A 25,183-nucleotide genomic window follows, 5' to 3' on the forward strand; every position below is an offset into this window, starting at 1 on the left:
AGCCCTCGTACCACCGCGCTGCTGACCCCAGTGTGGCGCACCGTCGGCCCGGGGGACCCGCCGCACACTCGTGCGACGCAGCCGTGGTGGATGGACGAGGGGCACCCGACGTGCCGTCCGGGCGCGGCCACGCCTGGGTACGGGGTCGCGTGAACTCGACGAGGGGACCACCGAACCACTGCGCCTCGGCGAGCTCGTGGGCGGCGAGACGTCCACGCCCGCCGGCGGCGGCACGCCGACTCCGGCCTGAGGCCCGGCGCTCGTCACCATCACCGAGTGACGGGCGCGTCCTCCGGGGTGATGGGCGTGGCGACGTCCGGGACGATGGCGTCGGGAACGGGGGTCGCGTCGACCGCCGGCGATGTGGGCGATGGGCTCCAGTTCCGCAGGGCTCCGGTGAGCGACGCCGCGAGTCCGGTGATCGCCCCGTCGCTGTTCCCGCCCTCGACGAGCACATCCGGCACGATCTTGACGTGGCCGTCGGCAACCGCACCGGCGATGGCGACGGCGGCAGTCGCCTGCTGCCCGATGGCCGCGACCTGCGCGTCGAAGCCGGCTGCCCTGGCCAGACCGAGTGCCTCGATCGCCTTGGCCTGGGCGAGGCCGATCGCGCGGCGCTTGTCCGCCTCTGCCTGACCGGTCAGTCGCACGAAGGTGGCTTCACCTTCCGCCTGCGCGGCACGGGCTTCGGCCGCCGCCTTCTGGATGTCGACGTTCACGCTGGCCTTGGCCAGGTCCTTCTGCATGTCCGCGGTTCCCCGGACGCGCTCGAGGTTGACCCGCACCGCCTGGGCGCGCTGCTGCTCCCCGAACGTGACGCGCTCCTGGTTCGCGATCTCGCGCTGGGTGAGCACCGCCACCAGCTCCGGCGGGAAGATCACGTCCTGGACGTAGACGCCTCTGGTCTCCACGTCGTACTTGCTCAGATAGCCGGTGATGTACTCCTGCGCCTGTGCCTGCACGGTGTCGCGGGTCTCGATGAACTGCACGGCCGGCAGCTGCTGGAGCGCGTTCCGGAAGTAGTTGCCCACCGCGGACTGCAGGACCTCGTTGACCAGGTTCTGCATGGTGCCGACCATGGAGATCACCTTGGGCGCCTTCAGGTCGGGCACGTGGATCTGCACCTGGAGGTCGATCCCGAAGACGAAGCCCTCACGGGACTTGCCGTCGATCGGGCTCAGCCCTTCGTCGAGGTTGTGGGCGATCGACGTGGTGTTGGCCCAGTTCAGGGTCAGGATCGAGGTCGGCACGATCTCCGCGGCGTAGACGCGGGGGTTGATCGCATACTTGCCGGTGCGCAGCGGCTCGTTCCAGATCCCCCGGTGACCGGGACGCACGATCGAGCCGAACTTGAACTCCTCACCGGAGGTGTCCACCGTCGGCAGACCGACGTAGGCCTTGACGACGCCCACCTCGCCCTGGCGCACGACGAGCATCGGCACCAGCTCGACCCTGACCAGGAACGGGTTGAGCAGGTACGAGCCGTAGAGCAGCGGGTCGTGCTGCAGACCGATGCGCCCACCGCTGTCCAGAAAGGCCTGGTAGTCCTGGTAGCAGTTGTGCAGCCCGTTCTTGCTCGACAGGATCGCCTCGATCTTCTCGGCATCCGTCGCGTCGGCCGCTTCGAGAGCTGTGATGTCCTGGAAGCCTCCCAGCCGGCTGGCGATGTCAGCGGCCTCCGGCGCGAAACCCTCGAGGGTGGTCACGACGCCGATGACGTCCTGGTTGGCCTGGGGCGCGATGACCGCTACCCGCAGCTGGTCGGGAACCAGGCCGAGGGACGCGAGCGTCGGTTCTGCGTGGCGCCCGCCCTGGGAGATCGGGACGCCGTACATCCGGCTCGCGGTGAGCACCAGGAATGCCAGCGGGTGCAGCGGCAGCAGCGACCCGGGGGGCAGCACCGGGCGCTGGATACCCTTCTGGCCGCCCTCGCTCAAGAAGGTGGGCAGGTCGGTGAAGTTGGCGAAAGCCGGCTTGTAGTGGGCGCTCTTCGCGCCGACGGGCAGCGGGGCGCCGAGCTGGGAGATGACCACGCCGATCTCGCCGGGCGATACCTGCACCCACGGGTGCTTGGTCACCGAGAACACCGGCCACAGCTTGAACCGGAGCCCGGGCATGAGCAGACGGGCCTGGTAGCCGGCCTCGCCCTGGAAGGCGACCATCTGGTCGCCGCGGAGGCGTCGCCCCAGTCGCTTGTTGACCAGCCCGACCTCGCTGGCTCCGATGAACCGGAGCGACGCAAGGACGATCAACAACAGGATCCCGAGAATGATCCCGACGGTGAGCGCAACCGATGATGACGGCACAACGGCCTCCGGAGATGGTGAGCACCTGGTGGCGCTCGGGCGAGTATCGCACCGGCCCGGGCTCTTCGGACGCGACGTGACGAGGCGGTCGTCCGATCGCGCGGTACCGCTCGGTGGCTGGGAGCCCCCTCGCCGTGATGAGGCCGACCGGCAAGCAGCTCAGTGCCCAGCGGCGGGACGCTTCCCGGCCGCGCGGGCGCCCGGCGTCCGGCTCGTCGGACCGCTCCTCGACGGGCTCGACGTCGACCATCGGGCGCTCCGGCCCCGTCACCGGGTGAGCCTACGTCGGCTCCGGGACGGAACAGTGGTGCGCCTCAGACCCGCCCGTCCAGCGTGAGCTCGACGACGCGCGCCCCGAAGTACTCCGCCTCGGACGGCTCGTGCGTGATGAGGAGCATGGTCCGGCCGGCGCGCCGCTCCCGGACGTAGTCCATCACCACGGTCTTCCCGTCGGCGTCGAGGCCCTTGAAGGGCTCGTCGAGCACGACGAGGTCCGCGTCGGCCATCAGGGCACGCACGATCGCGACCCGTCGGCGCTGGCCGCCGGAGAGGTCGCGTACCGGCTTGGTGAGGGACTCCCCGTCGAGCCCGGCCCGGCCCAGCTCCGCCACCACCGAGGTCGTCGAGACGCTCCGGTCCAGCACCAGCCGCACGTTGCGGACGGCGGTGAGCTGGTCGCAGAGCCGGTCTTCCTGGAAGGTCACCGCGCCGCGCCGGCCCGCCGCCCCGGACACCGCGCCGCCGTCGGGCGTCGTCAGCCCGAGCACGAGGCGGGCCAGGGTCGTCTTGCCGGACCCGTTCGGGCCCATCACCGCCGTGACGTCGCCGTCGGCAAGGTCGAGGTCGAGTCGGTCGAGCACCACCTGCTCGCCGAACCGCTTGGTCACCCCGCGGAGGGTGATCATGCCGCACGCCCCAGCGACAGCCGGGTCTCCGCACGGCGCAGCAGGACCAGCACCACCTTCTCGAAGCCGAAGCTCAGCGCGATGATGACGGCGGTCCACGCGAACAGGTCCGCACTGCTGAGGAAGATCTTCGCCTGGTAGAGCCGCTCCCCGATGCTGCCCGTCGAGAGCCCGATCACCTCGGCCGCGATCCCGCTCTTCCAGGCCAGCCCGACGCCGATGCGGCAGCTCGCGACGAAGAACGGCAGGACGGCGGGGACGTCCATGGCGGGCAGCCGGCGCAGCACGGGCACCCGGAACACCGTCGCGACCTCGAGGAGAGCCAGGTCACGGTGCCGGATGCCCTCGAGCACGTTCGTGTACGTGATGGGCAGCACCATGAGGAAGCTGATGACGAACGCGAGCTGACCGCTGCTGGTCCACATCAGCACCAGGATGATGAAGCTGACCACCGGCGTGCTGCGGATCGCCGTGAGCGCGGGGGTGACCAGCGCATCGACGACCCGAGAGGCGGCCGCCGCGGTCGCACCGAGGACGCCGACCACTGACGCGGCCAGGAAGCCGCCGGCGATCCGGACGAACGAGTGCCAGACGATGCCCCAGAACTCGGCGGTCACGACGAGCTCGCCGAGCCGGGTGAGTGCGCCGGCCGGCGAGACGAGCAGGATCTCCTGGTCGACGACCACCGCGGCCACCTGCCAGACGGCCAGCCAGAAGGCGAGCACGAGCAGGGGGCGTGCGGCCCTCGCCAGCACGCTCCGGTTCGCCGTGTCAGCGGCTGTAGTAGAAGTCATCCCCCGGCATGCTCCCACCGACCGAGGCCGGGTCGGCGTCGAACAGCACCTGGAGGTAGCCGCTGAAGAAGACGGTCATGAGCTCGGTGCCGTCGATGTAGGTGATGTGGGAACCCGGGATGGCGGCCTCGGCGATCGGCGCGGCGGGGACGATGCCGGCCTCGGCGATGAGGACCGCGGCCTCGGCCGGGTGCTCGTTCGTGAACTCGGTGGACGCCTGGTAGTCCGTCAGGAAGTCGGCGAAGGCCTCGGGGTGCTCCTCGGCGAAGGCGGTGCGGACCACGACGACGCCGGTCACGAGCTGGGAGTCCGTGGCCACCTTGGCCCACTCGTCCGTCAGGCTCAGGGCGGTGCGTACGGCCGGGTTCTGCGCCTGCACGACGGTCGCGAAGGGCTGGGGGAGCATGGCGACGGCTCCGGGCGTGCTCGCCAGCAGGGCGGCGACCTCGGTGTGCTCGCTGCGGTACTCGATGGTGACATCGGTGGCGGGGTCCAGGCCGTTGCTCGTGAGGAGGTAGTTCAGGACGTACTCCGGCGACGCGCCCTTGCCGGAGGCGTAGATGGTCCTGCCCGCGAGGTCCGCGATGCTGTGCACGGTGTCGCCGGACTCGAGGATGTCGAGCACGCCGAGGGTGTTGATCGCGGCGACCTGGACCTGCGCGCCGTCGTCGGCGAGCGTCCGGTTGTAGAGCACGGCGGCCAGGTTCGCCGGGATCAGGGCGACGTCCGCCTCGCCCTGCAGGACCAGCGGCAGGACCTCGTCGGGCGTGCCGTACATCGTCACCTGGTAGTCCTGCGCGCCGTCGCCGGCCTCGGCGTCGGCCATCAGCCCGACCAGACCCATCGTGGTCGGGCCCTTGAGGGACGCGATCCGGATCGTCGTCGGGTCGCTGGACGGCTCAGCACTCGGTGACGGCGCACTGGTCGCGGACGGAGTCGCCGATGCGGACGAGACCGCGGGCGCGCTGCTGCCACAGCCGGACAGCAGGGCAACCACCAGCATCAGGCCGGTGGCCGGAGCCACGAGTCGCTTCATGGGGGTCAGGCCTCTCATCGGGTCGGAATGACCGGCCCGTCCCGGAACGGGGCGTAGCTGGTGTGGAGGAGGTGGTGGGCGGCGTCCGAGTTGGGCTCGCCGTAGAAGTCGTCGTACAGCCGCAGGACGTCCGGGTTCTCCTGGGACTTGCGGTACCTCGAGGTCTGGTCGATGTTGACGAGCACCTTCTGGCGGGCCGCCATCTCACCGACCCGGTCGGGTACGGGATGCCCGGCGCCGTTGATGCAGCCGCCCGGACAGGCCATGACCTCGACCAGGTCGTAGCCGACGTCCTCGCCGGCCACGATGCGCCGCACGAGGGGGTCGGCGTTGTTGAGGCCCGAGATCACCGCGACCCGCACGGTCGTGCCGTTCGCGGTGACGGTCGCTTCCTTGAAGCCCTCGAAGCCTCGGACGTCGTGGAAGTCCAGCTGGTCGACCAGCGGCTCACCGGTGAGCTTCTCGACGGCCATCCGCAGGGAGGCTTCCGCCACACCGCCCGAGGCGCCGAAGAGGATCCCGGCACCGCTGACGCGCTTGTACGGGGCGTCGAACTCCGCCGGCGTGATGTCCCGGAGCTCCAGGCGCAGCATCTCCGCCATCTCGAGGAACTCGGTGGTCGTGAGAACGGCATCGACGTCGCGGATGCCCTCGGGCGCGAACTCCGGCCGGGCAGCCTCGTACTTCTTGGCCAGGCACGGCACGATCGACACCACGTACAGGTCGTCGAGGCTGATGCCGGCCTGCTGGGCGAAGTGGTTCTTCACCGTGGCCCCCATCATCTGCTGGGGCGACTTGCAGCTGGACAGGTGGGGGATCATCTCCGGCCACCGGCGCTCGACGAGGTTCACCCAGCCCGGGCAGCAGGACGTGAAGTGGGGCAGCACGCCGCCGCCGGTGACGCGGCCGAGGAACTCGGTGGTCTCCTCCATGATCGTCAGGTCGGCGGCGAAGGTGAAGTCGAACACCTTGTCGAAGCCGATCGCGCGCATCATGCCGGCGATGTGTGCCGACGCCTCGTCGAACGGGATCTCGTACTCGGCCGCGATCACGCTGCGCACCGCCGGGGCGACGAACCCGACCACGACCTTCGTCGGGTCGTTGATGGCCGTGAACACGTCGCCGCGCTCACGCTTGTAGTCGAGTGCGCCACAGGGGCAGGCGCGCACGCACTGCCCGCACGAGACGCAGTCGGTCAGGCCGAGCGGGAGGTTGGTGGTGGTGCCGACAGTCAGACGCCCGCCGTGGAACTGGAAGGCGAGAACGCCTGGTCCCTCGATCTCGGCGCAGGCGGCGACGCACCGCCCGCAGGAGATGCACTTGTTGTTGTCGCGGATGATGAAGGGGTGGTCCTCCACGATCGGCGTGTAGGGGCGGATGTGCAGGGGTGTCGCGAACTCGACGCCGTGGTCGGTCGCCTCCTGGCGCAGCGCACAGTGGTTCTGCTTGGCGCAGCCGCACTTGAGGCAGCGGGCCGCCTCGGCGCGGGCCTGCTCCTCGGTCAGTCCCGTCTCGACCTCGACGAAGCTGTCGATGCGCGCCTCGGGCCGCAGCCCGGGCATGCTCGCGCGGACCAGCTTGGGGATCTCCTCGAACTCCGCACGGGGCAGGTCCTCGAGCGTCCCGCGGCTGCACGAGTAGTCCTCCGTGCTCGGGCGCACGTAGCCACGCGTGACGAACTCGTCGATCGCCATCGCCGCGCGACGTCCAGCCGCCACGGCCTGGATAACTGTCGCCGGACCGGTCACGCAGTCGCCGCCCGCGAAGACGTTCGACTCCGAGGACTGCATCGTGTGGCCGTCGACGTCGATGTCGCCCCACTTGTTGAGGCGCACCGGCAGGTCGTTGTAGAGGAAGCCGGTATCGGTGCTCTGGCCGATGGCGCCGATGATGGTGTCGGCATCGATGACGAAGTCGCTGCCCTCGACGATCACGGGCCGGCGGCGTCCGGAGCGGTCCGGCTCGCCGAGCACCATCTTCGTGCAGTGCAGCTGGTTGTGGCCGTCCTCGGCCGTCGTGATCTTGGTCGGCGCGGTGAGGAAGATCATCTCGACGCCCTCGTGCAGCGCCTCCGCCACTTCGAACGCCTCGGCGGGCATCTCGTCGCGCGTGCGGCGGTAGATGAGCTTGACGCTCTTGGCACCCTTGCGCAGGGCCGTCCGGACGCAGTCGATGGCGGTGTTGCCACCGCCGATGACCACGACGGTGTCGCCGCGCGAGCGGGTGGAGCCCTTGGCGATGTGTCGCAGGTAGTCGATGCCGAGCTCGACGCGCTCGTTGCGGTCCCCGTCGATGCCCAGCGGCGTCGCACGCCACGAGCCGATCGACAGGTACACCGAGTCGAAGTCCCGCTTCAGGTCCTCGAGGCTCAGGTGCGTGCCCAGCGCCTTGCCGGTGACGATCTGGACACCCAGCGCCTGGATGACGCCGATCTCCTGGTCGAGCGTGGCCTTCGGGAGCCGGTACTCGGGGATGCCGTACCGCATCATGCCGCCCGCGTGGTCCTGCTTCTCGAACACTGTGACGGCGTGGCCGGAGATCGCGCTGTAGTACGCGGCCGAGAGGCCGGAGGGCCCGGCGCCCACGACGGCGATCCGCTTGCCGGTCGGCGCGTCGACCCGCGGGATCCAAGGCTCGTCCTGGGCCATGTCCCAGTCGGCGGCGAACCGCTTGACGTAGTTGATCGCGACCGGCTCGTCGACCAGGCTGCGCCGACACTCGGATTCGCACGGGTGCGGGCAGACGCGCCCGCAGACCGACGGGAAGGGGTTGCGGTCCTTGATCACGTGGATGGCGGCCTGGTAGTTGCCATCCGCCACGTGGCTCAGGTAGGTCTGGATGTCGATGTTGGCCGGGCAGGTCTCGACGCAGGGCGCCACGCAGTCGGCGTTGTGGTCGCAGAGCAGCTGCTGGAGCCGCACCTTGCGGTACTCCTCCAGCCTGGGCGAGTGGGTCGTGATGACCATGTCGGGCTGGACCGGGGTCAGGCACGCCTTCACGTCGCGCGGTGCCTCGGTCCCGACCTCGACGACGCACAGGCCGCAGCTGCCGTTGGACCGCTTCAGGCGGATGTCGTGGCAGAGCGACGGGACCTCGATGTCCTCCATCACGAGTGCCTGGAGGATCGTCAGGCCACCGAAGACCTGGATCTCGCGATTGTTGACCGTGATGGTGAAGCGGTCGCTCTCTGACAGTTCGCGCACGTCAGACCTCCGTCGGTGTCTTGTGGTCCCGGGTGCGGGGTGGCTCAGATGAGCCACCCGGTGCACCTCGTGTCCAGAGCGTCTGCGCCGACGCCTGCTCCCGAAATCACCCTAGAAGGGCGCCCGGGGCGAATCTTCGGACTTCGGGCCTAGGTGGAGGTTGCCGCGGTGCGCCACGAGCACTCGGCGCCCGGTCGCGATGCGGTCAACCGACCAGCAGCTCACGCACCAGCTCGGGGAGGGCCACCTGGATCGGTCGGCGGTCCACCGTGTCGGCCAGCCGGTCGTACGGCGTCGGCTCGTCGTTCACGATGACCACCCGCGCACCGGCCTCGGCGGCCACCAGCGTGAGGCTTGCCACGGGCTGCACCGTCAGCGTCGAGCCGACCGCCACGAACACGTCGCACGCGGCGGCGGCCTCGGCGGCGGCGTCGAGCACGTCGCCGGGCAGGGCCTCGCCGAACATGACGACATCGGTGGCCAGCAGGCCACCGCAGCGCGCGCAGTGCGGGTCGGGGTCGGTGTCGAGCCGGGCGAGGATCTCAGCGGTGCGTTCACCGGAGCCGCAGCTCAGGCAGCGCGACCCGGTCAGGCTGCCGTGCAGCTCGAGCACCATCTGCGCGGACGACCCCGCTCGCTGGTGCAGGCCGTCGAAGTTCTGGGTGCAGATGGCGCGCAGCGCGCCGGCGCGCTCGAGGTCGACCAGGCTGCGGTGGGCCGGCGTCGGCTCGGCCTGCCACACCGGGCTCTCGCGCCACATCCGCCACGTGCGCCGTCGGATGTCCGCGTCGGCCACGTACCAGCCGTGCTCCAGCAGCCGTGCCGCCTCCGGGTCGCGCGTCCACACCCCGTGCGGACCGCGGAAGTCCGGGATGCCCGAGCCGGTGGAGATCCCCGCTCCGGCGAGGACCGTGACCCATGGCGTCCGGGCGGTGTTGCCGGTGTTGCCGGTGCTGTCGGTGCCGCCGGTGCCGCCGGCGCTCTCGGTGCTGCCGGGTGCGTGATCCACGTCGTCGACCGTACGCCGCGCGCCGGTGCGCGGCGGGTCTCCGCACCACGACCGGGCGCCCCACGACCGGGCGCCGCGCCGGCAGCCGCGGAGTCGCCCGACGGGACCTTGGCCTCCGCCCGGAGCGCCGTGTGCGCAGGACGCTTGATCCATGTCACCGGCCCACCGTCACTCCTTCGCCATGACGAACCTCGTGACCAGCCGGGTCGTCATCCCGGTGCTCAGCAGCAGGGCAGGTCGGCGGCTCGGAGGCCGGCTCGCTGTCGTCGAGTACGTGGGCCGCCGCACCGGGCGAAGGCACCGCCTCGTGGCGCAGTACGCCACCGACGGGCGGACCGTCCGCTTCGCGGTCGGGATGGCGGAGCGCAAGACCTGGTGGCGCAACGTCCTGTCGCCGCACCCGCCGCACCCGGTGCGCCTGCTGCTGGCAGGTGTCGACCACGACGCCACGGCCCACGTGGTGCGCGACGCGGACGGTGTGTCAGTCGTCGCCGAGCTCGAGGGTCCGCCGATCGACTGAGCCAGGCGAGGCCCCCATCCCCGCATCCCCCCCGGAGTCGGGCTTGTGCGGAGTCTGAGTATCGCCAGGCGTTACTCAGACTCCGCACAACGGGAGGCGGGTGAGCGGGCGGGGGCGCTCGGGGGGTTCGGGCGGACTTGGCCGGCTGAGGGGCCGTGGTCGATGGTGCGGACGGTGGGTGATTGAGCGACCGTGCCGTCTCCGGGGCCCGGGGCGTCGCGGCCGTCGGGGTGCTCCTCGGGGCTCAGACGACGACGACGACCTTGCCGGCCACGCGGTGGGTGGCGACCCGTTCGAGTGCCTGCGCGGCGTCGGCCAGGGCGAAGGTGCGCTCGATCACCGGGGTCAGGGCGCCGCTGTCGATCAGCTCCGAGAGCTCGACCAGGTCGGACGTCGTGGGCGTGAAGCTGAAGGCGCGGATGGTCTGCGGCACGAGCAGCGACAACAGGTACCCGCGTGCCATGCGCGGCAGCGGACCCAGGGTCCGGCCGCCGTTGCCGCTGTTCATCAGGAGCACGCCGCGGGGGGTGAGCAGCCGGCGGAGGCGCCGCAGCGGGACGTTCGCGACGTTGTCGAGGATCACGTCGTACCGCTCGGAGAGCAGGGTCAGGTCCTCGCGGGTGTAGTCGGTGACGTGCGCGGCGCCCAGCGCCGTGACCATCTCGACGTTGCGGGTGCTGCACACGCCGGTCACCTCGGCGCCGGCGGCCGCGGCGATCTGCACCGCCGCGTGCCCGACGCCCCCGGAGGCGCCGATGATCAGCACTCGCTGCCCGGGCCCGACGCCTGCCACGCGGATGGCCCGGTGGGCGGTCAGTCCGACCATCGTGATCGCGGCGGCCTGCTCGAACGTCAGGGCCGCGGGCTTGGGTGCGAGCACGGTGTGCGGCAGGCGGGCGTACTCGGCGAACGACCCGGTGGTCTTCCCGAAGTCGCCCTCGCCGAAGACGTCGTCGCCGGGGCGCAGCGACGTCACGTTCACGCCCACCGCCTCGACGGTGCCGGCGACGTCCTGCCCGCGAGTCGCCGGCTTGGGTCGGCGCAGACCGAGCACGAGCCGCATCATGGCGGGACGGCCGGTGGTCAGGAACAGGTCGGCCGGGTTGACCCCGGCGGCGCGGACCCGCACCAGGACGTCGTCGTCGCCGATCTCGGGGACCGGGACGTCGCGCAGGGCGAGCACCTGCGACGGGGGCCCGTAGCGGTTCTGGACGATCGCCCGCATGGTGTGTGGGGCGACGGCGATCTCGGGCCGGTCGGGGGCCGGGGCGTCGGTCGACATCACTCCACCGTTCGCAGGATCTGCTCGATCGAGGCCGTCCGGGACCGCAGCTCGGCGACGTCGGCGGCCGCCCGCTGCTGGGCGTCCATGGTCTTCTCGGCGAGCTGCTCGTACCGGTCGACGAGCTGGCGCAGCTCGTCGGTCTTCGCAGCGTCGATCTTCATCTTCCGGTTCTCGGAGACGAACGCCGTGGCGGCTGCCACGAGCAGGAAGCCGAACAGGACCAGGCCGAGGATCAGGATGACGTCCGGCCACGAGCGGCTGCTCGCCACCTCGACGGTGCTCAGGTAGATCACGTGTGCTCCTTGGGTGCGGGACCCCGCTCGGAGGGGGTCAGGGTTGTCGCGGCCTGGGCGAGTGCCGCAGGTGTCAGCAGGAGGGCGAAGTCGGCGACCTCGAAGTACTTCATCGCCTTGCCGTCGGTGGAGAGCTCGAGGTGGCCGACGATCAGGCCGACGGCCTCGAGTCGCTGCAGGTGCATGTGCAGCAGCGGGCGGCTCACGCCGATCTCCCTGGCCAGATGACTCACGTAGTCGCGGCCGCCGGCCAGGGTGGCCACGATCCGCAGCCGGATGGGGTTGGCCAGCGCAGACAGCATCCCGACCAGCTCGTCACCGGTCGGCGGGCTTGCCGTCATGCTTCTCCTTCACCTGTCAGGTGTTGCTTACGGGTGAAACGCTAGCGTATGGGGAGGTCGTGCGCCAGCCCTTCGGGTGCACGGCGCTGGACCGGCCGGTGGACCGCATCGGTAGGGTTCGGTCCGAATCGCCCTGTTCCGCCACGACCCGCCCTGGAGAGTCGATGTCCGACGAGCGCCCGACGAGCGGTCCGCAGCACCCGCCGCGCTCGTATCGCGACACCGAGCCGCTGGCCATCTGGGGTCTGGTGCTCACGTTCGTCTTCTGGCCCCTGGGGCTGGTGCTCTCCTACCTCGCCCTGCGCCGGATCCGGCGAACCGGCGACGGAGGCTGGGGGATCGCGATGGTAGGCGCGGTCCTGTCCACGATCGCCACAGTCGTCGGCGTCGGCGGCCTTCTGTGGTTCCTGGCGACGTCGGGCATCGTCGACCAGTGGCAGGACGAGGCCCAGACGCGGGGAGACCGGACCCGGGTGCACGCGGTGGTCACCGACATCGCTCGGGGGCTCGACGAGCACCATGCGGGGACCGGGGAGTGGCTCTCCTCGTTCAAGGATCTGGACGACGTCGATGTCGACGCCGAGGGTGCCGTCCGCGGGGTCGAGGTGCTCGCCTTCCGCAGCGGTGATGCCGTGTGCGTCCAGGGTTCGCGGCCCGGCTACAGCGCCTCCTACGCCGACGGCGAGGTGCAGGCGGCGCAGTGCCCCGACCGCGGCTACGCGCTCACGTTGAGTGCGGCCACGGCCGACGAACGCCAGGCCTCTGCGCAGGCAGACCTCGACGCCACGGTGGCCGAGGTGCGGGTCCGCGGTGAGGAGAAGGCGCGGACGTCGTCCCTCGGGCCGCCGGCCGACCTCGGGGTCCGGCATGTGCCGGAGGTCGACGTCGAGGTCTGCTCGTTGCTCGCCGGCAATCGTGACCATCTGGCTGACCGCTCGGACCGGGAGGCGCTCGTGCTCCTGCTCGAGGAGCCGGTCGGTGCACTGGGTGACCTCGACCTGGAGAACGCCCTCTACACCATGGCCGGCGACCTCGACCTGGAGCAGGACTCCATCTACGCCTTCTGGCAGGGCTATCTCGGTGCCGAGTTCACGTGCTGGTACGGCGGCTTCGTGGACGTCGAAGGCCCACCGGACTTCCCCGAGGCGTGGCAGACCCCGCTCACTGCGGAGGATCGCGCCGAGCAGACGCGGGTGCACGAGGAATGGGACCAGATGTCGGACGAGGACCGGGCGGCCATCAGCGCCGAGCAGGAGGCGGCCTACGACCGGGAACAGGCGCAGATCGAGTCGATCATCGCGGCAGGGTACGGCTCAGGGACCTGAGCCCGTCGACCGACGCGACCGGCCCCGTCCGGCGTCCCTACTCGGGTGGCTCCGTCGCGAGCGCGTCCATGATCGGCTGCAGCTCGAGCCACCACTGGTCGATCGGCCGGCGGAGCTCCATGTCGACGAGGTCGGGCATGGTCTTCAGGGGCACGGTGGACAGCACGCCGTCCGTCAGCCCGACGAAGCCCCACTCCCGCTTGCCGCCCACGATCTGACCGGAGAGCCAGTCGACGCAGTAGGCGGCGAGGCGGGTCGCGTGGACGCGGTCGAAGGGTGTCGGGTTGCCGCCCTGCTGCAGGTGGCCGAGGACCATCGGACGCACGTCGAAGTCCCCGCCGGACTCCTCCGTGAACATCTGGCAGAGGAACTCCGTGGTGTACCCGATGCTCGCGTCCTCGTTGCGGATCGCGAGGTGGAAGCGGCGGCCCGCTGCGAAGCTCGCCACCATCTGCGCGACGTCCGCCGTGAGGTCGGCCAGGTGCACGCCCTGCTCGTGCAGGTAGACCCGCTCGGCGCCGACGGACAGTGCGCCCATGAGCGCGAGGTAGCCGCAGTAGCGCCCCATCACCTCGACCACGAAGCACCGGCGTGACGCCATCGCCGACTGCTTGAGCCGGTCCACCGCGCTGACGATCTCGCCCAGTGCCGTGTCGGCACCGATGGCCATCTCCCACCCGGGCAGGTTGTTGTCGATGCTCGTGGGCAGGCAGATGACGGGCACGTGGAACCCGGGGTAGCGGTCCCGCTCCTGGAGCATCCGGTAGGTGGCCTCGTAGGCGCTGTGCCCGCCGACCACCAGGAGCGCCTCGATGTCGTGGTTCTCGAGCGCGCGGCTCACCGCGTAGTACTGCTCGACGCTGGGTGTCGCCCGGCTGGTGCCGAGCTCCGCCCCGCCCAGACCCACCCAGCCGTCGACATCTCCCCAGGTCATCTCGCTGACCTGGCCGTCGATGAGGCCCTGGAAGCTGCCCCGCACGCCCAGCATCGTGTGCCCGCGGGACAGGCCGAACCGCACGGCGGCCCGCACGGCGGTGTTCATGCCCGGCGCCAGCCCACCAGCGTGCAGGATGGCGATCCGCGAGCCCGTCGGGGCGTCCGTCGGCGCCACCTGGGCGATGCCCTGGAAGACCCGCACCATCTCGGTGAAGGACGAGCCGCGGGCGGCCATCGCACCGTCGTAGTCGCCGGCGTCGATCAGCCCGGGGATCTCCCTGGTGCGCTGGACGGCCGCCATGAGCGGGGTCCGGTGCACCCGGTTGTTGCGCACGCCGATGAGCTGCGGCTCGTGGTCGGGGCCGGCGTTGACGACCTCGAGCGCCGCTGCGTGGCCGACCAGCGTCGGCATCCACCGGTCGTACGCGCTGGGGGTGCCGCCTCGCTGCACGTGACCGAGGATCGTGACCCGGGTGTCCTCGCCGAGCCTTTCCTCGAGCATGTCCCGGACGCCCTGGCTCGTGATCGGCTCTCCTGAGCGGTCCCGGGCGCCCTCGGCGACGACGACGATGCTGTCGCGGCGTCCGGCAGCGCGACCCGCACGCAGCCGGGCGCACATCTCGTCCTCCCAGCCGTCGGCCGGCGGGTTCTCCGGGATGAGCACGTAGTCGGCACCACCGGCGATCGCGCTCATCAGGGCGAGGTAGCCGCAGTGCCGGCCCATGACCTCGACGACGAACGAGCGCTGATGGCTCGCCGCCGTGCTCGAGAGAGCGTCGATCGCCTCGACGATCCGGTGCAGGGCCGAGTCGGCGCCGACAGTCATGTCGGTGCCGACCATGTCGTTGTCGATCGAGCCGACGACGCCGGCGATCATGAGATGGCTGTGCCGCCCGGCCTGCTCCGCGGTGATCTCGCCCTGTGCGACGAGCTCGTCGAGCAGCCCGGTCCACTCGCTGCGGAACAGGTCCGTGCCCGACAGCGAGCCGTCCCCGCCGATCACGACGATCCGGTCGATCCCGTGGTGCACGAGGTTGCGGGCGGCCTTGAGGCGCCCGTCGCGCCGGCGGAAGTCGGCCGAGCGGGCGGTCCCGATCACGGTTCCGCCGCGGTGCAGGATCGACCCCACCGAGCCCCAGTCGAACTTCTTGATCCGCTCGCCGCCCTCGACCATGCCCTGCAGACCCTCGAAGACGGCGTAGACGTCGGCCCCGGCGCCGATCGCGGTCCGCACGACGGCCCGGACGACGGCGTTCATGCCCTGGGCGTCACCGCCGGACGTGAGCACGGCGATCGTGGTCCTCGGGCTCGCCCCGCCGCTGTCGGCGCGCGCTGTGTTGCCCATGTCGGATCCCTTGGTCGGCGGTGGTGCTCTCGGACGAGCCTATTCGCCGCCGCTGTCCAGAGCACCGGGCGCCGCCGCTCCAGGTTCCGATGGTGCCTTCGCGTGATGGTGCGCCGGGGAAACTAGCCTAGGCCGCATGATCTCCCTGCCGTTCGCCGGCCGCACACCCGAGGTGCACGAGACCGCGTGGATCGCGGCGAACGCCGCCCTGATCGGGAAGGTGCGGGTGCACGCCGACGCGAGCGTGTGGTTCGGCGCGGTGCTGCGTGGCGACATCGACGAGATCGAGCTCGGTGCCGGGTCGAACCTGCAGGACAACGTCGTCGTCCACACGGAGCAGGGGTTCCCGGCGATCGTCGGCAACAACGTGAGCGTCGGGCACGGCGCCGTGGTGCACGGGTGCACGATCGAGGACGGCTGCCTCATCGGCATGAACGCGACAGTGCTGACCGGCGCCCGTGTCGGGCGGGACTCGCTGGTCGCCGCCGGGTCGGTCGTCCTCGAAGGCACCACGATCCCGCCGCGATCGCTCGTCGCCGGGGTGCCCGGGAAGGTGCGCCGCGAGCTCACCGACGAGGAGGTCGCGGCCCTGCACGGCAACTCGTCGCGCTACGTCACCCGCGCGAACGACTACCGCGCGCTGGGCTGACCGGCGCATGTCCCGGGTGAGGGCGCGGCTCTGCTCGACGGCGCGCACCGGACGACGCCTGACGCGCGGATGGGCCGCAGAGCGCGAACACTGGTCGACGAGGGTCCGCCCGCGCTGCGCCGCAGCGGGGCAGCCGTCCGACGAGGAGGAACCATGGCGAACGATCATGTTGCGACGTCGACGATCACGATCGACGCGGCACCGGACCGGGTGTGGTCCGTCCTGACCGATCCCGACGCCGTGCGGGAGTTCATGTTCGGCGCCGAGGTCGTGACGGACTGGACGGTCGGTTCCCCGATCGTGTGGCGTGGCGTGTGGGAGGGCAAGGAGTACGAGGACAAGGGCGTGATCCTCGAGGTCGAACCCGGGCGCCGCCTGGTCAACACCCACTTCAGCCCGCTCAGCGGCCAGCCCGATGTGCCGGAGAGCTACCACACGCTGACCTGGACGCTCGAGGGCACGGCGGGGGGCACGCTGCTGACCCTGTCGCAGGGCGGCAACGCGAGCGCCGAGGAGGCCGAGCACTCCGCGTCGATGTGGGACCAGCTCGTGGCGAGCGTGAAGGTGATCGCCGAACGAGGCTGATGCGCGCTGGGTGCCGGCCGCTGCTGGTCGAGCTCGCGCTGGCCCTGACCGACGGCGAGGCCGAGAGCACTCTCGAGCGGGCCGCCCTCGACGATGCGCCCCGCGAGACAGCCGTCGCCGCGGCGTCCTGAGCCTGCCGCGGCGCGGCCCCGCCCGTCGTCCCCGACGGGCTCGCGACCTCGGGCGGCCTCGCGCTCATGGGAGCCGTCACGCGTGGGATACGTTCGGCAGATGCCCGTGCCTGTCCGCCCCGTCGTCCGGTACGGCCGGTGAGCACGGCGAGCGTGATCGGCGGCGGCCCTGCGGGGTTGATCGCCGCGGAGGTGCTGGCCCGGGCCGGCGTTGCTGTGACCGTCTACGACCGCATGCCGTCGGTGAGCCGCAAGTTCCTCCTGGCGGGCCACGGCGGGCTGAACATCACCCATTCCGAGGACCGCGACAGCCTGCTGGCCCGGTACGGCAGATCCGCCGACCGGCTCGCGCCGATGCTCGCGGTCTTCGGCCCGGAGGATCTCCGGGACTGGTGTGCGGGTCTGGGTGAGCCGACCTTTGTCGGGTCCAGCGGGCGCGTGTTCCCGCGGTCGTTCCGGGCGACACCGCTGGTCCGCGCGTGGTGGGCGCGCCTCGCCGAGCTCGGGGTGCGGATCGAGACGCGGCAGCGGTGGACGGGATGGACGGACGACGGCGCGCTGCGTCTGACCGGCGCCGACGGAGCGACGGTCGAGGTCGCCGACGACGTGGCGGTCTTCGCGCTCGGTGGGGCGTCGTGGCCGCGGCTCGGCTCGGACGGCGGATGGGTCGGCCCGTTCTCCGACCGGGGTGTGGCGGTGACGCCGCTGCGGCCGGCGAACGTCGGGGTGCGGGTCGAGTGGACCGGCGCGTTCACCGACCGGTTCGAGGGGACGCCGCTGAAGCAGGTGGGTCTGACGGTCCGCGGCCCCGGTCCGTCGGTGCGCGGTGACGCGATGGTGACGCGGACCGGGCTGGAGGGCGGCCCGGTCTACGCGATCGGCGTCGCGATCCGCGACGCCCTCGACGCCGACGGGCGGTGCGTCCTCGAGGTCGACCTCCGTCCCGACCGCACCGTCCAGCAGCTCGCCGACCGGTTGCAGCACCGCCGTCCGAAGGACTCCGGCTCGACCTGGCTGCGCCGCTCGATCGGTCTGGATCCGGTCGCGATCGCCCTGATGCGCGAGTCGAGCGGCGGGGCGATGCCGAGCGATGCCGCGGCGACGGCCGCGCTGGTCAAGGCGGTGCCGGTGGTGGTGACCGCGACGATGCCGATCGAACGGGCGATCTCGACCGCGGGCGGCATCGCATGGCCGGAGGTCGACGAGTCGCTGATGCTGCGCCGGTTGCCCGGCACGTTCGTCGCCGGCGAGATGCTCGACTGGGAGGCGCCCACCGGCGGCTACCTGCTGCAGGCCTCGTTCAGCACCGGCGTGGTCGCGGGACAGGGCGCGCTGGACTGGCTCCGGCGCGCCGTCTCGCCCGGAACGCGGGAGTGAGGCTCGGCAGCACGTCGTTCAGCGGGATCAGGCTGCGGCCGGCGATCATCGCGGCGGCGGGAGATGCCGCAGGCCTCAGCCGCACTCGTCGCAGACACCCGTCGCCGGGAGGGTCATCAAGCACGTCGGGCAGATCGCGGCCGGAGTCTCGCGGGCGGCGGCGGACCGCGCGACCGGGCTCCGCGGTGCGCGCGTGGTCCGCGGGGCGCGCACGGGCGCCGCGCGCGCTGCCGACACCGGCTCGGACACCTCGAAGCCTCGCTTGCGCAGGATCGCGACGGGCCCCTGCATGCCGCCGCTGAAGTCGTCCGGCGTTGCGAGCCGCCCGGTGGCGAAGCGGTGGGCGACCCCGAGGATCGCCCTCGAGTCGTAGCTGTGGCCCTCATGGACGAGCGTGTAGCCCCGGGACGGCTCGAAGCCGTAGACCTCGAGGAACTCCTCGCCACCCCGGGCGTCGTACTCGGCGAGCGCCTGGAGGACGTGCTGTCTCGTCACAGAGGAGAACGTGGCCACGACAAGGGAGCGTACGTCGAACCGGGGCCGTGGCCGTGCCGCGCCCGCTCCGCCGGGTCGACGTGGAACGGCAGCGAGCTGGTGTTCAGCACGGTCACCGGCCGGCCCACGCGCAGCCCCAACTCCTGATTTCGCGCAGCTCGAACCCCTGATTTCGAGGGACACGAGCCCCTGACCTCGTTGGGCCGTGCTCGCCACTCAGGGCCTTGCGACTCTCGGCCCACGGTTGATCGGGGCGGGGCGCTCAGGCCCGCAGCGACGCCCGCAGGTGGGCGGCGGTGGGCGGTCTACCTGGGCGTCGCACTGCTACCGGGACCGCTACCGGTCGCATGTTCCGGAGCACGCGCCAGACCGGGCTTCAGGTGTCTCGCCCGTAGCCGAAGACGTGCAGGCTGACGACGTCGATCTCGCGTCGTGGGTTGCCGAAGAAGGAGCCCAGCCGGGTCAGGACGCGGGCGTAGGGGTGCTCGCGAGCGACTCCGGCCTCGTTCCAGTTGGCGTTGGGACCACGAGGAACAGGTGCTGGGCGTCGGCTGCGATGTGCGTCTTCCAGAGGTCCTTGAGGTCGTGGCTGTTGGTGGTGGTGCCGCCGCGTTCGACCTCGGCGATGATCCCGCGGCCGGGGCCGAGGGTGTAGACGAAGTCGGGTCGGGCGTGGGTGACGAACCCGTCCTGTGGGGTCAGGACGACCTCCTCGCGAAAGCCGAGGTGCTCGCGGAGCATGGCCGCGACGATCGTCTGGACGGCGCTGGACTGGGCGCGATGGATGTGGACCAGGTCGATCTGCGGCCCGTGGGTGGTCAGGTGCTCCGTGAGCTGGTCGGCGAGCGCGTCGACGTGCTCGAGCTCGGCGGACTCTGCGGAGTCCAGCACGGAGCGCACGAAGCGCGCATGCCGGATGTCCACGGCCGCGAGCTTCGCAGCTGCGGCGGCCAGAAGCTAGCGGCGCTTGCAGCTTGTGCCCTTTGCCGACGCCGCCTGGGAGCGCCCGCTCCAGCCCCTCCAGCGTGGCGACGTCTGTCGACGGCTCGCCGGGCGTCAGCCGGCGCGCCACCACGTCGCCACGTGAGACGAACGTCGGCCCGTGGAGGTGGCGGTAGCTCTCGGCGAAAGCGCCTGGCGTGATCGACCACTGCGCACCCGTCGCGGGGTCGGTGAGGCGGTAGTCGCGGGCCTCGGCCGTGGCCATGTCGCCGTTCGAGGTGCTCCACGTCCACGGTGCGGTCAGGATCTCGGCCGTGACCTCGTGGGGGACCCGTGAGTACCTCACGGCCGGCGGTTCGGCGAGTCGGTCAGGGTGAGTCCGAGGGTCTTCATGAGGGCGGATGTGCTGGACACGCTGTCGACGTCCTTCTGCTTCTCGTCCGGGGACAGGGCACCCCACTCGACGAGGTCGGGATGGAGGCGCGCCTTGTCGCGGGCGCCTGAGGCCAGGTGGCCCCCGACGAGCTGCGGTACACCTGGGTGGCACTGGCAGTCGGAGCCGTGATCCGGGGCCCGTCGTCTGCCGGAACCTGCCGCCACCGTGGCGCGCCTCTGGGGTCGCACCGGCGTGTCGCGGGACGCTCTGACCATGACGTCCGATGACTGCGTCTTCTGCCGGATCGCTCGCGGTGACCTCGCGGCAAGTCGGATCACGGAGTCCGAGACGGTGCTCGCCATCATGGACACCGACCCCGTGACCGCAGGTCACGTGCTCGTCATGCCAAGGGTTCCTCTTCCGGCCCTGAGTGACCTAACCGATGAGCTCGCGGGCGAGATGCTCGCTGTTGCCCGAAAGGTGGCGGCCGCCCTTCGACGAGCGCCGCTGCGCTGCGAAGGGGTGAACCTCTTCTACGCCGACGGCGAGGCCGCGTTCCAGGAGGTCTTCCACTCGCACCTCCACGTGATCCCCCGGTATCCGGGCGACGGCTTCACCATCGACGCGCGATGGGGGTCAGGCCCGAGCCGTGCGCAGCTCGACGCGCACGCCGAGGCGATCAGGGCCGCATGGGGTGACACCTGCTGAGGCGACGGCGTCGTCCGCTGCGGCTGGTCAGCGACCTGCGAGGACCGGGGTGGCTCGGTGTGGACGGGATCTGCGACCCCGGACTGCTACCAGGACCGCTACCGCTCCTTGGCCCAGAGTGGCTGGAACGCGACGGATCGAGGGACGGCAGCGCGACCCGTGGGCGGCGGCTCGGAGACGGCGGACTGGAGGTCTGCCAGGGTCGGCGACTTCCTCGTGCGCCTCTTCACCTCGTCCCCGAGATTCGCGGCCAGCAGGAGCAGGAGCGATCCCGTTGCGTGGGGCAGCACCTGTTCGGCGGACCGCAGCCATCGAACCAGGCGAACGAGCTCCCCACGGTCCGAGAGCGCGGCCTTGAGGTCGACGACCATCGCATCACTGCCCAGTTCCCAGGTCCCCTCGACGTCATCCGTCGAGCCCGGGACCAACCGGAAGCGCTCAGCGGGCTCCGCCAGTCGAGCGGTCGCAACAAGGACGTAGGTGAAGAGATCGTGCCAGCTCTTCACCTGGGTCAGGCCGAGCGTGCTCAGCCTCGCTTCCCGGGTCGAGAGGTCAAGGCCGAGTTCCTCACGAGCCTCACGCCGGACAGTACGGAGCGGGTCGGGGAAGCCTGAGTCGTCACGATCAGCGCGCATGCCCGCACGGTCGACCAGTTCACAGGCATCGCTTGCCGCGCCAGCGAAGCCGTTCCCGTGGCTGATGTCCGGACTCCTGCGGACGAAGACCACCTTGCTGGCGTCGTCGATCAAGAGAAGGTTCACAGACAGACCGCGCGCGCAGTAGGCGAGATCGCCGTGACGTCGGGGATCGCGATCGGCCCACTGAGTGGCCGCGAACGCGAAGAGCGAAGTCTCCGAGATGCTGAGATGGAGGGATTGGCGACCGCGGTGCTCGTCGAGCTCGATCCGGAAGCCAGGTTCGCCATGAGTCGCGACATCACGCCGTCGAAGTGCGGGCCCTTGGGTCGCGACTCTCCTTCTGCCCACGGGATCGGCAGCGTGGAGATGCTCGCCGCTGTCCGCTCGCCGGGCGTCCCAGGTCTGATGACTCGATGGGGAACGTACGACGTCGTCAGGGCCGCGAACCTACTGACCGCTCGACCTTGCTGCCGAATCGGCCAGGCTAGGAGACGCGTCTGTTGGAAGGTCGCGCAACTCTGCGCGGACGAGGGCGGCCTGCCGCCACGGGACGGAGTGCGGCCAACCGGGTGAAGGGCTGATATTGGTTGTGTACTGTTTGTCCGTTTTGCCCACACCCATCCGGATTTGGTGCTACGCCTGTGGTGCGGTCCGTCAGGTCCGTGAGCGAGACGTGGATCCGTCGATCGTGTGGTCGCCCCAGTGGATCGGCGGGGAGTCAAAGGCGAAACCGGCGCTCTGTCATCCCCCAGGAGGCAGCTCATGTCCACCCCGCATCCTTCCCTCGCGTTTGTCGGCGTCGCCCTGGTCGGGATCGCCGCGATCGGTGTCGGCGCCGCCGCCACCTTCACCGAGTCCACGTCGAGCACCCAGACCATCACGGCTGGGACTCTCGACGTGTCGCTGTCGTCGCCCGACATCCCGGGCTGCACGGACGCGTCGAACAAGTGCGACGCCGTCACCCTGCCCCCTGTGGGCCCCGTGGGCTCGACCTTCGAGTCGGATCCGATCACCATCACGCTGAACAACACCGGCACCATCCCGGCGTTCTTCGATGCCATCCAGATCAGCGAGACGCACGGCAGCGCTGCCGCCTCGGTCGCCCTCAGGAACCAGATCAACGTCTGCATCCAGGGCTCCGACCCGAGCGGCACGTGGGTCGAGGGGAACGGTCCGCTGTGGGCTGCCATCACGCTGGTCCCGACGGTCAAGCAGAACCCGGTCAGGCTTGACCCGGGCGACGGCGACGCTACGTACGCCGTGAGCTTCTACGCGGGCCAGGACTCGTCCTACTGCGGCACGACGATCAGCGACGGTTCCAACACCAGGGCCGCCTGGCAGGCCCTCTCCGGTGGCTATGTGCAGCCCACCAGCCTGACCAATGACGCGATGGGTGGTGTGGTCACGCCGACCCTGACGTTCTCTTTCACCGGCTGAGCCGTTGCGCAGTGGTGGGGGGACCGTCGGGATCCCCCCACCACGGCGTACTCCCGTGGCTCACGTGCCGAGGTCTCACACCGACGTATCCCCCCATCTCGCGAACTTGGGCACCTCCCAGGTAGCTGTCGACGTCAGGAGTACTCATGCGTGCACGCCAGCGGTCTCAGCTCGACCGGGCGCGCCAGTGGGTCGGGCGCGCCTTCCTGGCCCTCTTCGTGGCGCTGGTCGGGCTGGCGGTCGTCGGCGTGGCCGTTGGCGAGTATCAGATCCGGCCAGTGCTCTCGGGCAGCATGCGGCCGGGCCTGCCGGTCGGTGGGGTGGTCGTCACCGAGCGGATCCCGCTGTCGGAGCTGCAGGCGCGGGACGTGCTGCTGTTCCACCCTCCGGGCAAGCCGGACGAGTTCACGGTGCACCGCGTCGTCGAGCTCACCCCCAGCGAGGCCGGGCCGGTCATCCGGACCCAGGGCGACGCCAACGACGCACCCGACCCGTGGACGCTGACCCTCCAGGGCACGACGGCGCACCGGGCGGTCCTCTCGCTCCCGTGGATCGGCTATGTCGCCGTGTGGGTCCACGGGCCGCTCGGCCGGAACCTGACGATGGCTGCGGGGGCGCTCATGGTCCTGCTCTCCGTGGCCGGGGGCTTCTCCCGCGCTCGGCGGGCACGCCTGGGTGAGTCCGCGCCCGCTCTCGACCCTGTGCCGCCGGGTCACGAGCCGGAGTCGCGGTCGGACGAGCCGCCCGCCGGGTCGCGCCCCGGCGCGCCTGGCGTCTCTGCCCCGGCGCTCGTCGCAGCGAAGGGAGATGTGGAGGCGCCCGGTGGTTCGATCCGCAGGCGTGACCGGGTGTCGGCATCTCCGGGCGGAGGGCGGACCCGCGGAGGGGCACACCGCGGCGAGCGGGCGGACTGACCGAGCGCCGGCGCGCGCTCCGGCCGGCTGATCCCTGCGTCGTCGTCCCATGGCCCGCTGAGTTCTCCGATCCGACGACGGGCGCCGCCTACGGAGCCGACCAGAGCTGGTCGACGGGCTGCAGGTGAGTCCGGTGTCGGCGACCCTTGTCGTCGGGTCGGCGAGCACGACCTCTCGGGTAGCGAGGTCGTCCAGATCGAGGACCTCGCCGTCGAGCAGGCGGGCGGCGGCTGGGACCGGGCGTCGATGTGCCGTGCCCACATCGTGCCGAAGACAGGAGCGCCGTGCCGCAGCCGGTAGCGCGCTCCGGTCGCCTGCGGGCCGCGGGCGGAGGCTACTCAACCCACCGCCGGAGTCGAGCCGCTACCCAACCCCAGGTCGGGCGCCGTCAGCGGTCTCGGTGCGCCGGGTGTACCGGGCCGCGATGTACTCGTCGACCCAGGTGCGGCTGCTGCGCCATTGGCCGTCGTCGCCCCGTTGGGCGCGCAGGCGGCCGCGCTGGGCGGCATTGCGTAGGGCGACACGGCTGATCTGTGGAGTCTCGAGCGAGGCGAGCGGGACGAGGCGTGCGGGGCCGGCGAGGGCTGGGACCACGAATCGGTAGAGGTTGTCCAGCACGGTCCGGGCAATGAGCTCAGCCAGCGGTCCGGTGTTCCCGGTGTCGGCTGCGCGGAGGGCGTCGAGGTAGCGGGGGCGTTCGCGCTTCTGGATGATCGCGGGCGCGTAGCCGAGCCGGGCAAGCACGAGGTTGAGCAGGAGCCGGCCGGTGCGGCCGTTGCCGTCGAGGAAGGGATGGACCTGCTCGAAGCCGACGTGCGCCTGGGCGAGGAGCTCCATCGGATGGCGGTCGCTGTTCGGGATGGCGTTCACCTGGTCGAGCCAGTCGCGCAGCGTGGGTTCGACAAGAGCGAACCTAGGCGGGCGCATCCCCCCTGGGAAGGGGTGGATGTCGTGCTTGCGGAAGCTGCCTGGCGACTCGTCGGGTGTTGCGTCGGGGTGAGGCGCCGCGTCCCAGACGGGTCCCGTCGCCATCTGGTGGACGCGTCGGACCTCGGTCAGGGTGAGCAGCTCGTCGGGTCCCTGTGCCGAGGGTTCCAGGGCCTGCCCGTAGACCCACCGCGCGGCGTCGGCGTAACCCTTGACCTCCAGGTAGTCCGCCAGCTGGCGGTCGCCGACCGCGCGGCCCTCGAGCAGGAGTTGCTCGACCTCGCGAAGCACCAGGGTGTTCCCCTCGATGGCTGTGGAGTTGTGGGCCTCGTGCACCCACAGCTCGTCCCAGATGGCGCGCGCCTGGTCAGGCGTGGGCAGCCCGCCGAGGCGGTCGCGGACCTCGGCGATGGCCGCGTCGAGCCGGTCGTAGACGTCCTGGCGGGACGGACGCCCTGGCCCCCGTCGTGAGATGTTGCTGCGCTCGGCCACATCTAATTGGAGCACAGCAACTTCGCGGTGTCCGCTGCGCCGCGAAGTTGCTACGTTGTGCCGCTTCGAATCGAGGCAGAGCAACATCGTGATCCTGGGAGGGGGTGCACGCGGACCCTGGCGGATGCGTCCGCGCAGGTCAAGCCCCTGGGCGACGAGGCCACGCGCGCCGCTGTCGGCCAGACGCTCGCGTTTGTGTCTGGTCGGGACCGAT

23 protein-coding genes are annotated in these 25,183 nt (G+C 71.0%); 9 read left to right on the plus strand and 14 right to left on the minus strand.

Annotated features, from left to right (window positions below; translation table 11 throughout):
• Positions 1-269 precede the first annotated feature (269 nt).
• The 6 genes from K415_RS0108560 to K415_RS0108585 all read right to left on the minus strand — a co-directional run bounded on the left by K415_RS0108560 (position 270) and on the right by K415_RS0108585 (position 9,253).
• Positions 270-2,306 (minus strand): SPFH domain-containing protein, encoded by a 2,037-nt coding sequence (locus K415_RS0108560; RefSeq protein ID WP_024286658.1) that lies wholly within the window; start codon positions 2,304-2,306, stop codon positions 270-272.
• Between the two features lie 314 nt (positions 2,307-2,620).
• Positions 2,621-3,193: an ATP-binding cassette domain-containing protein gene (locus tag K415_RS0108565; protein ID WP_197024695.1), complete on the minus strand. Its 573-nt coding sequence runs from the start codon at positions 3,191-3,193 to the stop codon at positions 2,621-2,623.
• Between the two features lie 14 nt (positions 3,194-3,207).
• Positions 3,208-4,005: an ABC transporter permease gene (locus K415_RS0108570; protein ID WP_081784954.1), complete on the minus strand. Its 798-nt coding sequence runs from the start codon at positions 4,003-4,005 to the stop codon at positions 3,208-3,210.
• Positions 3,983-5,041 carry an ABC transporter substrate-binding protein gene (locus K415_RS0108575; protein WP_024286661.1) on the minus strand — a complete coding sequence of 353 codons (1,059 nt, stop codon included), beginning with the start codon at positions 5,039-5,041 and terminating at the stop codon, positions 3,983-3,985. Before K415_RS0108575 ends, K415_RS0108570 begins: the two co-directional genes overlap by 23 nt.
• A 14-nt stretch (positions 5,042-5,055) precedes the next feature.
• The gene (locus K415_RS0108580) at positions 5,056-8,244 is read right to left on the minus strand and encodes an NAD(P)-binding protein (RefSeq protein WP_024286662.1); all 3,189 of its coding nucleotides are present in this window, start codon (positions 8,242-8,244) and stop codon (positions 5,056-5,058) included.
• 205 nt (positions 8,245-8,449) lie between these two features.
• Positions 8,450-9,253: a Sir2 family NAD-dependent protein deacetylase gene (locus K415_RS0108585; protein ID WP_024286663.1), complete on the minus strand. Its 804-nt coding sequence runs from the start codon at positions 9,251-9,253 to the stop codon at positions 8,450-8,452.
• Between the two features lie 151 nt (positions 9,254-9,404).
• Between K415_RS0108585 and K415_RS22700 the strand changes: the two genes are divergently transcribed.
• Positions 9,405-9,773, plus strand: a complete 369-nt coding sequence (locus K415_RS22700; protein ID WP_024286664.1) for a hypothetical protein — start codon at positions 9,405-9,407, stop codon at positions 9,771-9,773.
• 244 nt (positions 9,774-10,017) lie between these two features.
• Here the strand turns inward: K415_RS22700 and K415_RS0108595 are convergent, their stop codons facing one another.
• Genes K415_RS0108595 through K415_RS0108605 form a run of 3 tightly spaced genes read right to left on the minus strand, consistent with a single transcriptional unit; the run spans position 10,018 to position 11,692 of the window.
• A complete protein-coding gene (locus tag K415_RS0108595) occupies positions 10,018-11,055 on the minus strand; it encodes an NAD(P)-dependent alcohol dehydrogenase (RefSeq protein WP_034661139.1) in 1,038 nt (345 codons plus the stop codon).
• Positions 11,055-11,351, minus strand: a complete 297-nt coding sequence (locus K415_RS0108600) for a hypothetical protein (protein ID WP_024286666.1) — start codon at positions 11,349-11,351, stop codon at positions 11,055-11,057. Before K415_RS0108600 ends, K415_RS0108595 begins: the two co-directional genes overlap by 1 nt.
• Entirely contained in the window at positions 11,348-11,692 is a 345-nt protein-coding gene (locus tag K415_RS0108605; RefSeq protein WP_024286667.1) for a winged helix-turn-helix domain-containing protein, read from the minus strand. The genes K415_RS0108600 and K415_RS0108605 overlap by 4 nt, the downstream gene beginning before the upstream one ends.
• A gap of 164 nt (positions 11,693-11,856) precedes the next feature.
• On the opposite strand from K415_RS0108605, the gene K415_RS21640 reads away from it, so the two are divergent.
• Positions 11,857-13,017 carry a DUF4190 domain-containing protein gene (locus K415_RS21640; RefSeq protein ID WP_024286668.1) on the plus strand — a complete coding sequence of 387 codons (1,161 nt, stop codon included), beginning with the start codon at positions 11,857-11,859 and terminating at the stop codon, positions 13,015-13,017.
• Positions 13,018-13,054: 37 nt separating this feature from the next.
• Here the strand turns inward: K415_RS21640 and K415_RS0108615 are convergent, their stop codons facing one another.
• Positions 13,055-15,298, minus strand: coding sequence for a 6-phosphofructokinase (locus tag K415_RS0108615; protein WP_024286669.1), 2,244 nt, complete (start codon positions 15,296-15,298; stop codon positions 13,055-13,057).
• Between the two features lie 136 nt (positions 15,299-15,434).
• On the opposite strand from K415_RS0108615, the gene K415_RS0108620 reads away from it, so the two are divergent.
• From K415_RS0108620 to K415_RS0108635, 4 genes are all read left to right on the plus strand, one after another.
• Positions 15,435-15,947, plus strand: coding sequence for a gamma carbonic anhydrase family protein (locus K415_RS0108620; protein ID WP_024286670.1), 513 nt, complete (start codon positions 15,435-15,437; stop codon positions 15,945-15,947).
• Between the two features lie 153 nt (positions 15,948-16,100).
• Positions 16,101-16,532: an SRPBCC domain-containing protein gene (locus K415_RS0108625; RefSeq protein WP_024286671.1), complete on the plus strand. Its 432-nt coding sequence runs from the start codon at positions 16,101-16,103 to the stop codon at positions 16,530-16,532.
• Positions 16,532-16,663, plus strand: a complete 132-nt coding sequence (locus K415_RS24895) for a hypothetical protein (RefSeq protein ID WP_255347121.1) — start codon at positions 16,532-16,534, stop codon at positions 16,661-16,663. The genes K415_RS0108625 and K415_RS24895 overlap by 1 nt, the downstream gene beginning before the upstream one ends.
• Positions 16,664-16,801: 138 nt before the next feature.
• Positions 16,802-18,040, plus strand: a complete 1,239-nt coding sequence (locus K415_RS0108635; RefSeq protein ID WP_024286672.1) for a TIGR03862 family flavoprotein — start codon at positions 16,802-16,804, stop codon at positions 18,038-18,040.
• Positions 18,041-18,115: 75 nt separating this feature from the next.
• Here K415_RS0108635 and K415_RS0108640 read toward each other — a convergent pair whose 3' ends face one another.
• Complete coding sequence (locus K415_RS0108640; RefSeq protein WP_231494859.1) at positions 18,116-18,535, minus strand: hypothetical protein; 420 nt, start codon at positions 18,533-18,535, stop codon at positions 18,116-18,118.
• 462 nt (positions 18,536-18,997) lie between these two features.
• Complete coding sequence (locus tag K415_RS0108645) at positions 18,998-19,459, minus strand: hypothetical protein (RefSeq protein WP_024286674.1); 462 nt, start codon at positions 19,457-19,459, stop codon at positions 18,998-19,000.
• Between the two features lie 667 nt (positions 19,460-20,126).
• On the opposite strand from K415_RS0108645, the gene K415_RS0108655 reads away from it, so the two are divergent.
• Positions 20,127-20,561 carry an HIT family protein gene (locus tag K415_RS0108655; RefSeq protein ID WP_024286676.1) on the plus strand — a complete coding sequence of 145 codons (435 nt, stop codon included), beginning with the start codon at positions 20,127-20,129 and terminating at the stop codon, positions 20,559-20,561.
• 98 nt (positions 20,562-20,659) lie between these two features.
• On the opposite strand, the gene K415_RS0108660 is transcribed toward K415_RS0108655, so the two are convergent.
• Positions 20,660-21,310 (minus strand): hypothetical protein, encoded by a 651-nt coding sequence (locus tag K415_RS0108660; protein WP_155859412.1) that lies wholly within the window; start codon positions 21,308-21,310, stop codon positions 20,660-20,662.
• A gap of 651 nt (positions 21,311-21,961) precedes the next feature.
• On the opposite strand from K415_RS0108660, the gene K415_RS0108665 reads away from it, so the two are divergent.
• Positions 21,962-22,636, plus strand: coding sequence for a hypothetical protein (locus K415_RS0108665; protein WP_024286678.1), 675 nt, complete (start codon positions 21,962-21,964; stop codon positions 22,634-22,636).
• Positions 22,637-22,782: 146 nt separating this feature from the next.
• Positions 22,783-23,550, plus strand: coding sequence for a signal peptidase I (locus tag K415_RS0108670; RefSeq protein ID WP_024286679.1), 768 nt, complete (start codon positions 22,783-22,785; stop codon positions 23,548-23,550).
• Between the two features lie 363 nt (positions 23,551-23,913).
• Here K415_RS0108670 and K415_RS0108675 read toward each other — a convergent pair whose 3' ends face one another.
• A complete protein-coding gene (locus K415_RS0108675) occupies positions 23,914-24,969 on the minus strand; it encodes a Fic family protein (RefSeq protein WP_024286680.1) in 1,056 nt (351 codons plus the stop codon).
• Positions 24,970-25,183 lie beyond the last annotated feature (214 nt).

The sequence above is a fragment of the Cellulomonas sp. KRMCY2 genome, from assembly GCF_000526515.1.
GTDB lineage: Bacteria > Actinomycetota > Actinomycetes > Actinomycetales > Cellulomonadaceae > Actinotalea.

What these genes read in the sequence shown, in the direction of transcription:
- K415_RS0108575 (WP_024286661.1), bottom strand. Translation starts at nt 5,041, where the DNA reads ATGAAGCGACTCGTGGCTCCGGCCACCGGCCTGATGCTGGTGGTTGCC.
- K415_RS0108670 (WP_024286679.1), top strand. Translation starts at nt 22,783, where the DNA reads ATGCGTGCACGCCAGCGGTCTCAGCTCGACCGGGCGCGCCAGTGGGTC.
- K415_RS0108570 (WP_081784954.1), bottom strand. Translation starts at nt 4,005, where the DNA reads ATGACTTCTACTACAGCCGCTGACACGGCGAACCGGAGCGTGCTGGCG.
- K415_RS0108655 (WP_024286676.1), top strand. Translation starts at nt 20,127, where the DNA reads ATGACGTCCGATGACTGCGTCTTCTGCCGGATCGCTCGCGGTGACCTC.
- K415_RS0108620 (WP_024286670.1), top strand. Translation starts at nt 15,435, where the DNA reads ATGATCTCCCTGCCGTTCGCCGGCCGCACACCCGAGGTGCACGAGACC.
- K415_RS0108595 (WP_034661139.1), bottom strand. Translation starts at nt 11,055, where the DNA reads ATGTCGACCGACGCCCCGGCCCCCGACCGGCCCGAGATCGCCGTCGCC.
- K415_RS0108605 (WP_024286667.1), bottom strand. Translation starts at nt 11,692, where the DNA reads ATGACGGCAAGCCCGCCGACCGGTGACGAGCTGGTCGGGATGCTGTCT.
- K415_RS0108615 (WP_024286669.1), bottom strand. Translation starts at nt 15,298, where the DNA reads ATGGGCAACACAGCGCGCGCCGACAGCGGCGGGGCGAGCCCGAGGACC.
- K415_RS24895 (WP_255347121.1), top strand. Translation starts at nt 16,532, where the DNA reads ATGCGCGCTGGGTGCCGGCCGCTGCTGGTCGAGCTCGCGCTGGCCCTG.
- K415_RS0108625 (WP_024286671.1), top strand. Translation starts at nt 16,101, where the DNA reads ATGGCGAACGATCATGTTGCGACGTCGACGATCACGATCGACGCGGCA.
- K415_RS21640 (WP_024286668.1), top strand. Translation starts at nt 11,857, where the DNA reads ATGTCCGACGAGCGCCCGACGAGCGGTCCGCAGCACCCGCCGCGCTCG.
- K415_RS22700 (WP_024286664.1), top strand. Translation starts at nt 9,405, where the DNA reads ATGTCACCGGCCCACCGTCACTCCTTCGCCATGACGAACCTCGTGACC.
- K415_RS0108665 (WP_024286678.1), top strand. Translation starts at nt 21,962, where the DNA reads ATGTCCACCCCGCATCCTTCCCTCGCGTTTGTCGGCGTCGCCCTGGTC.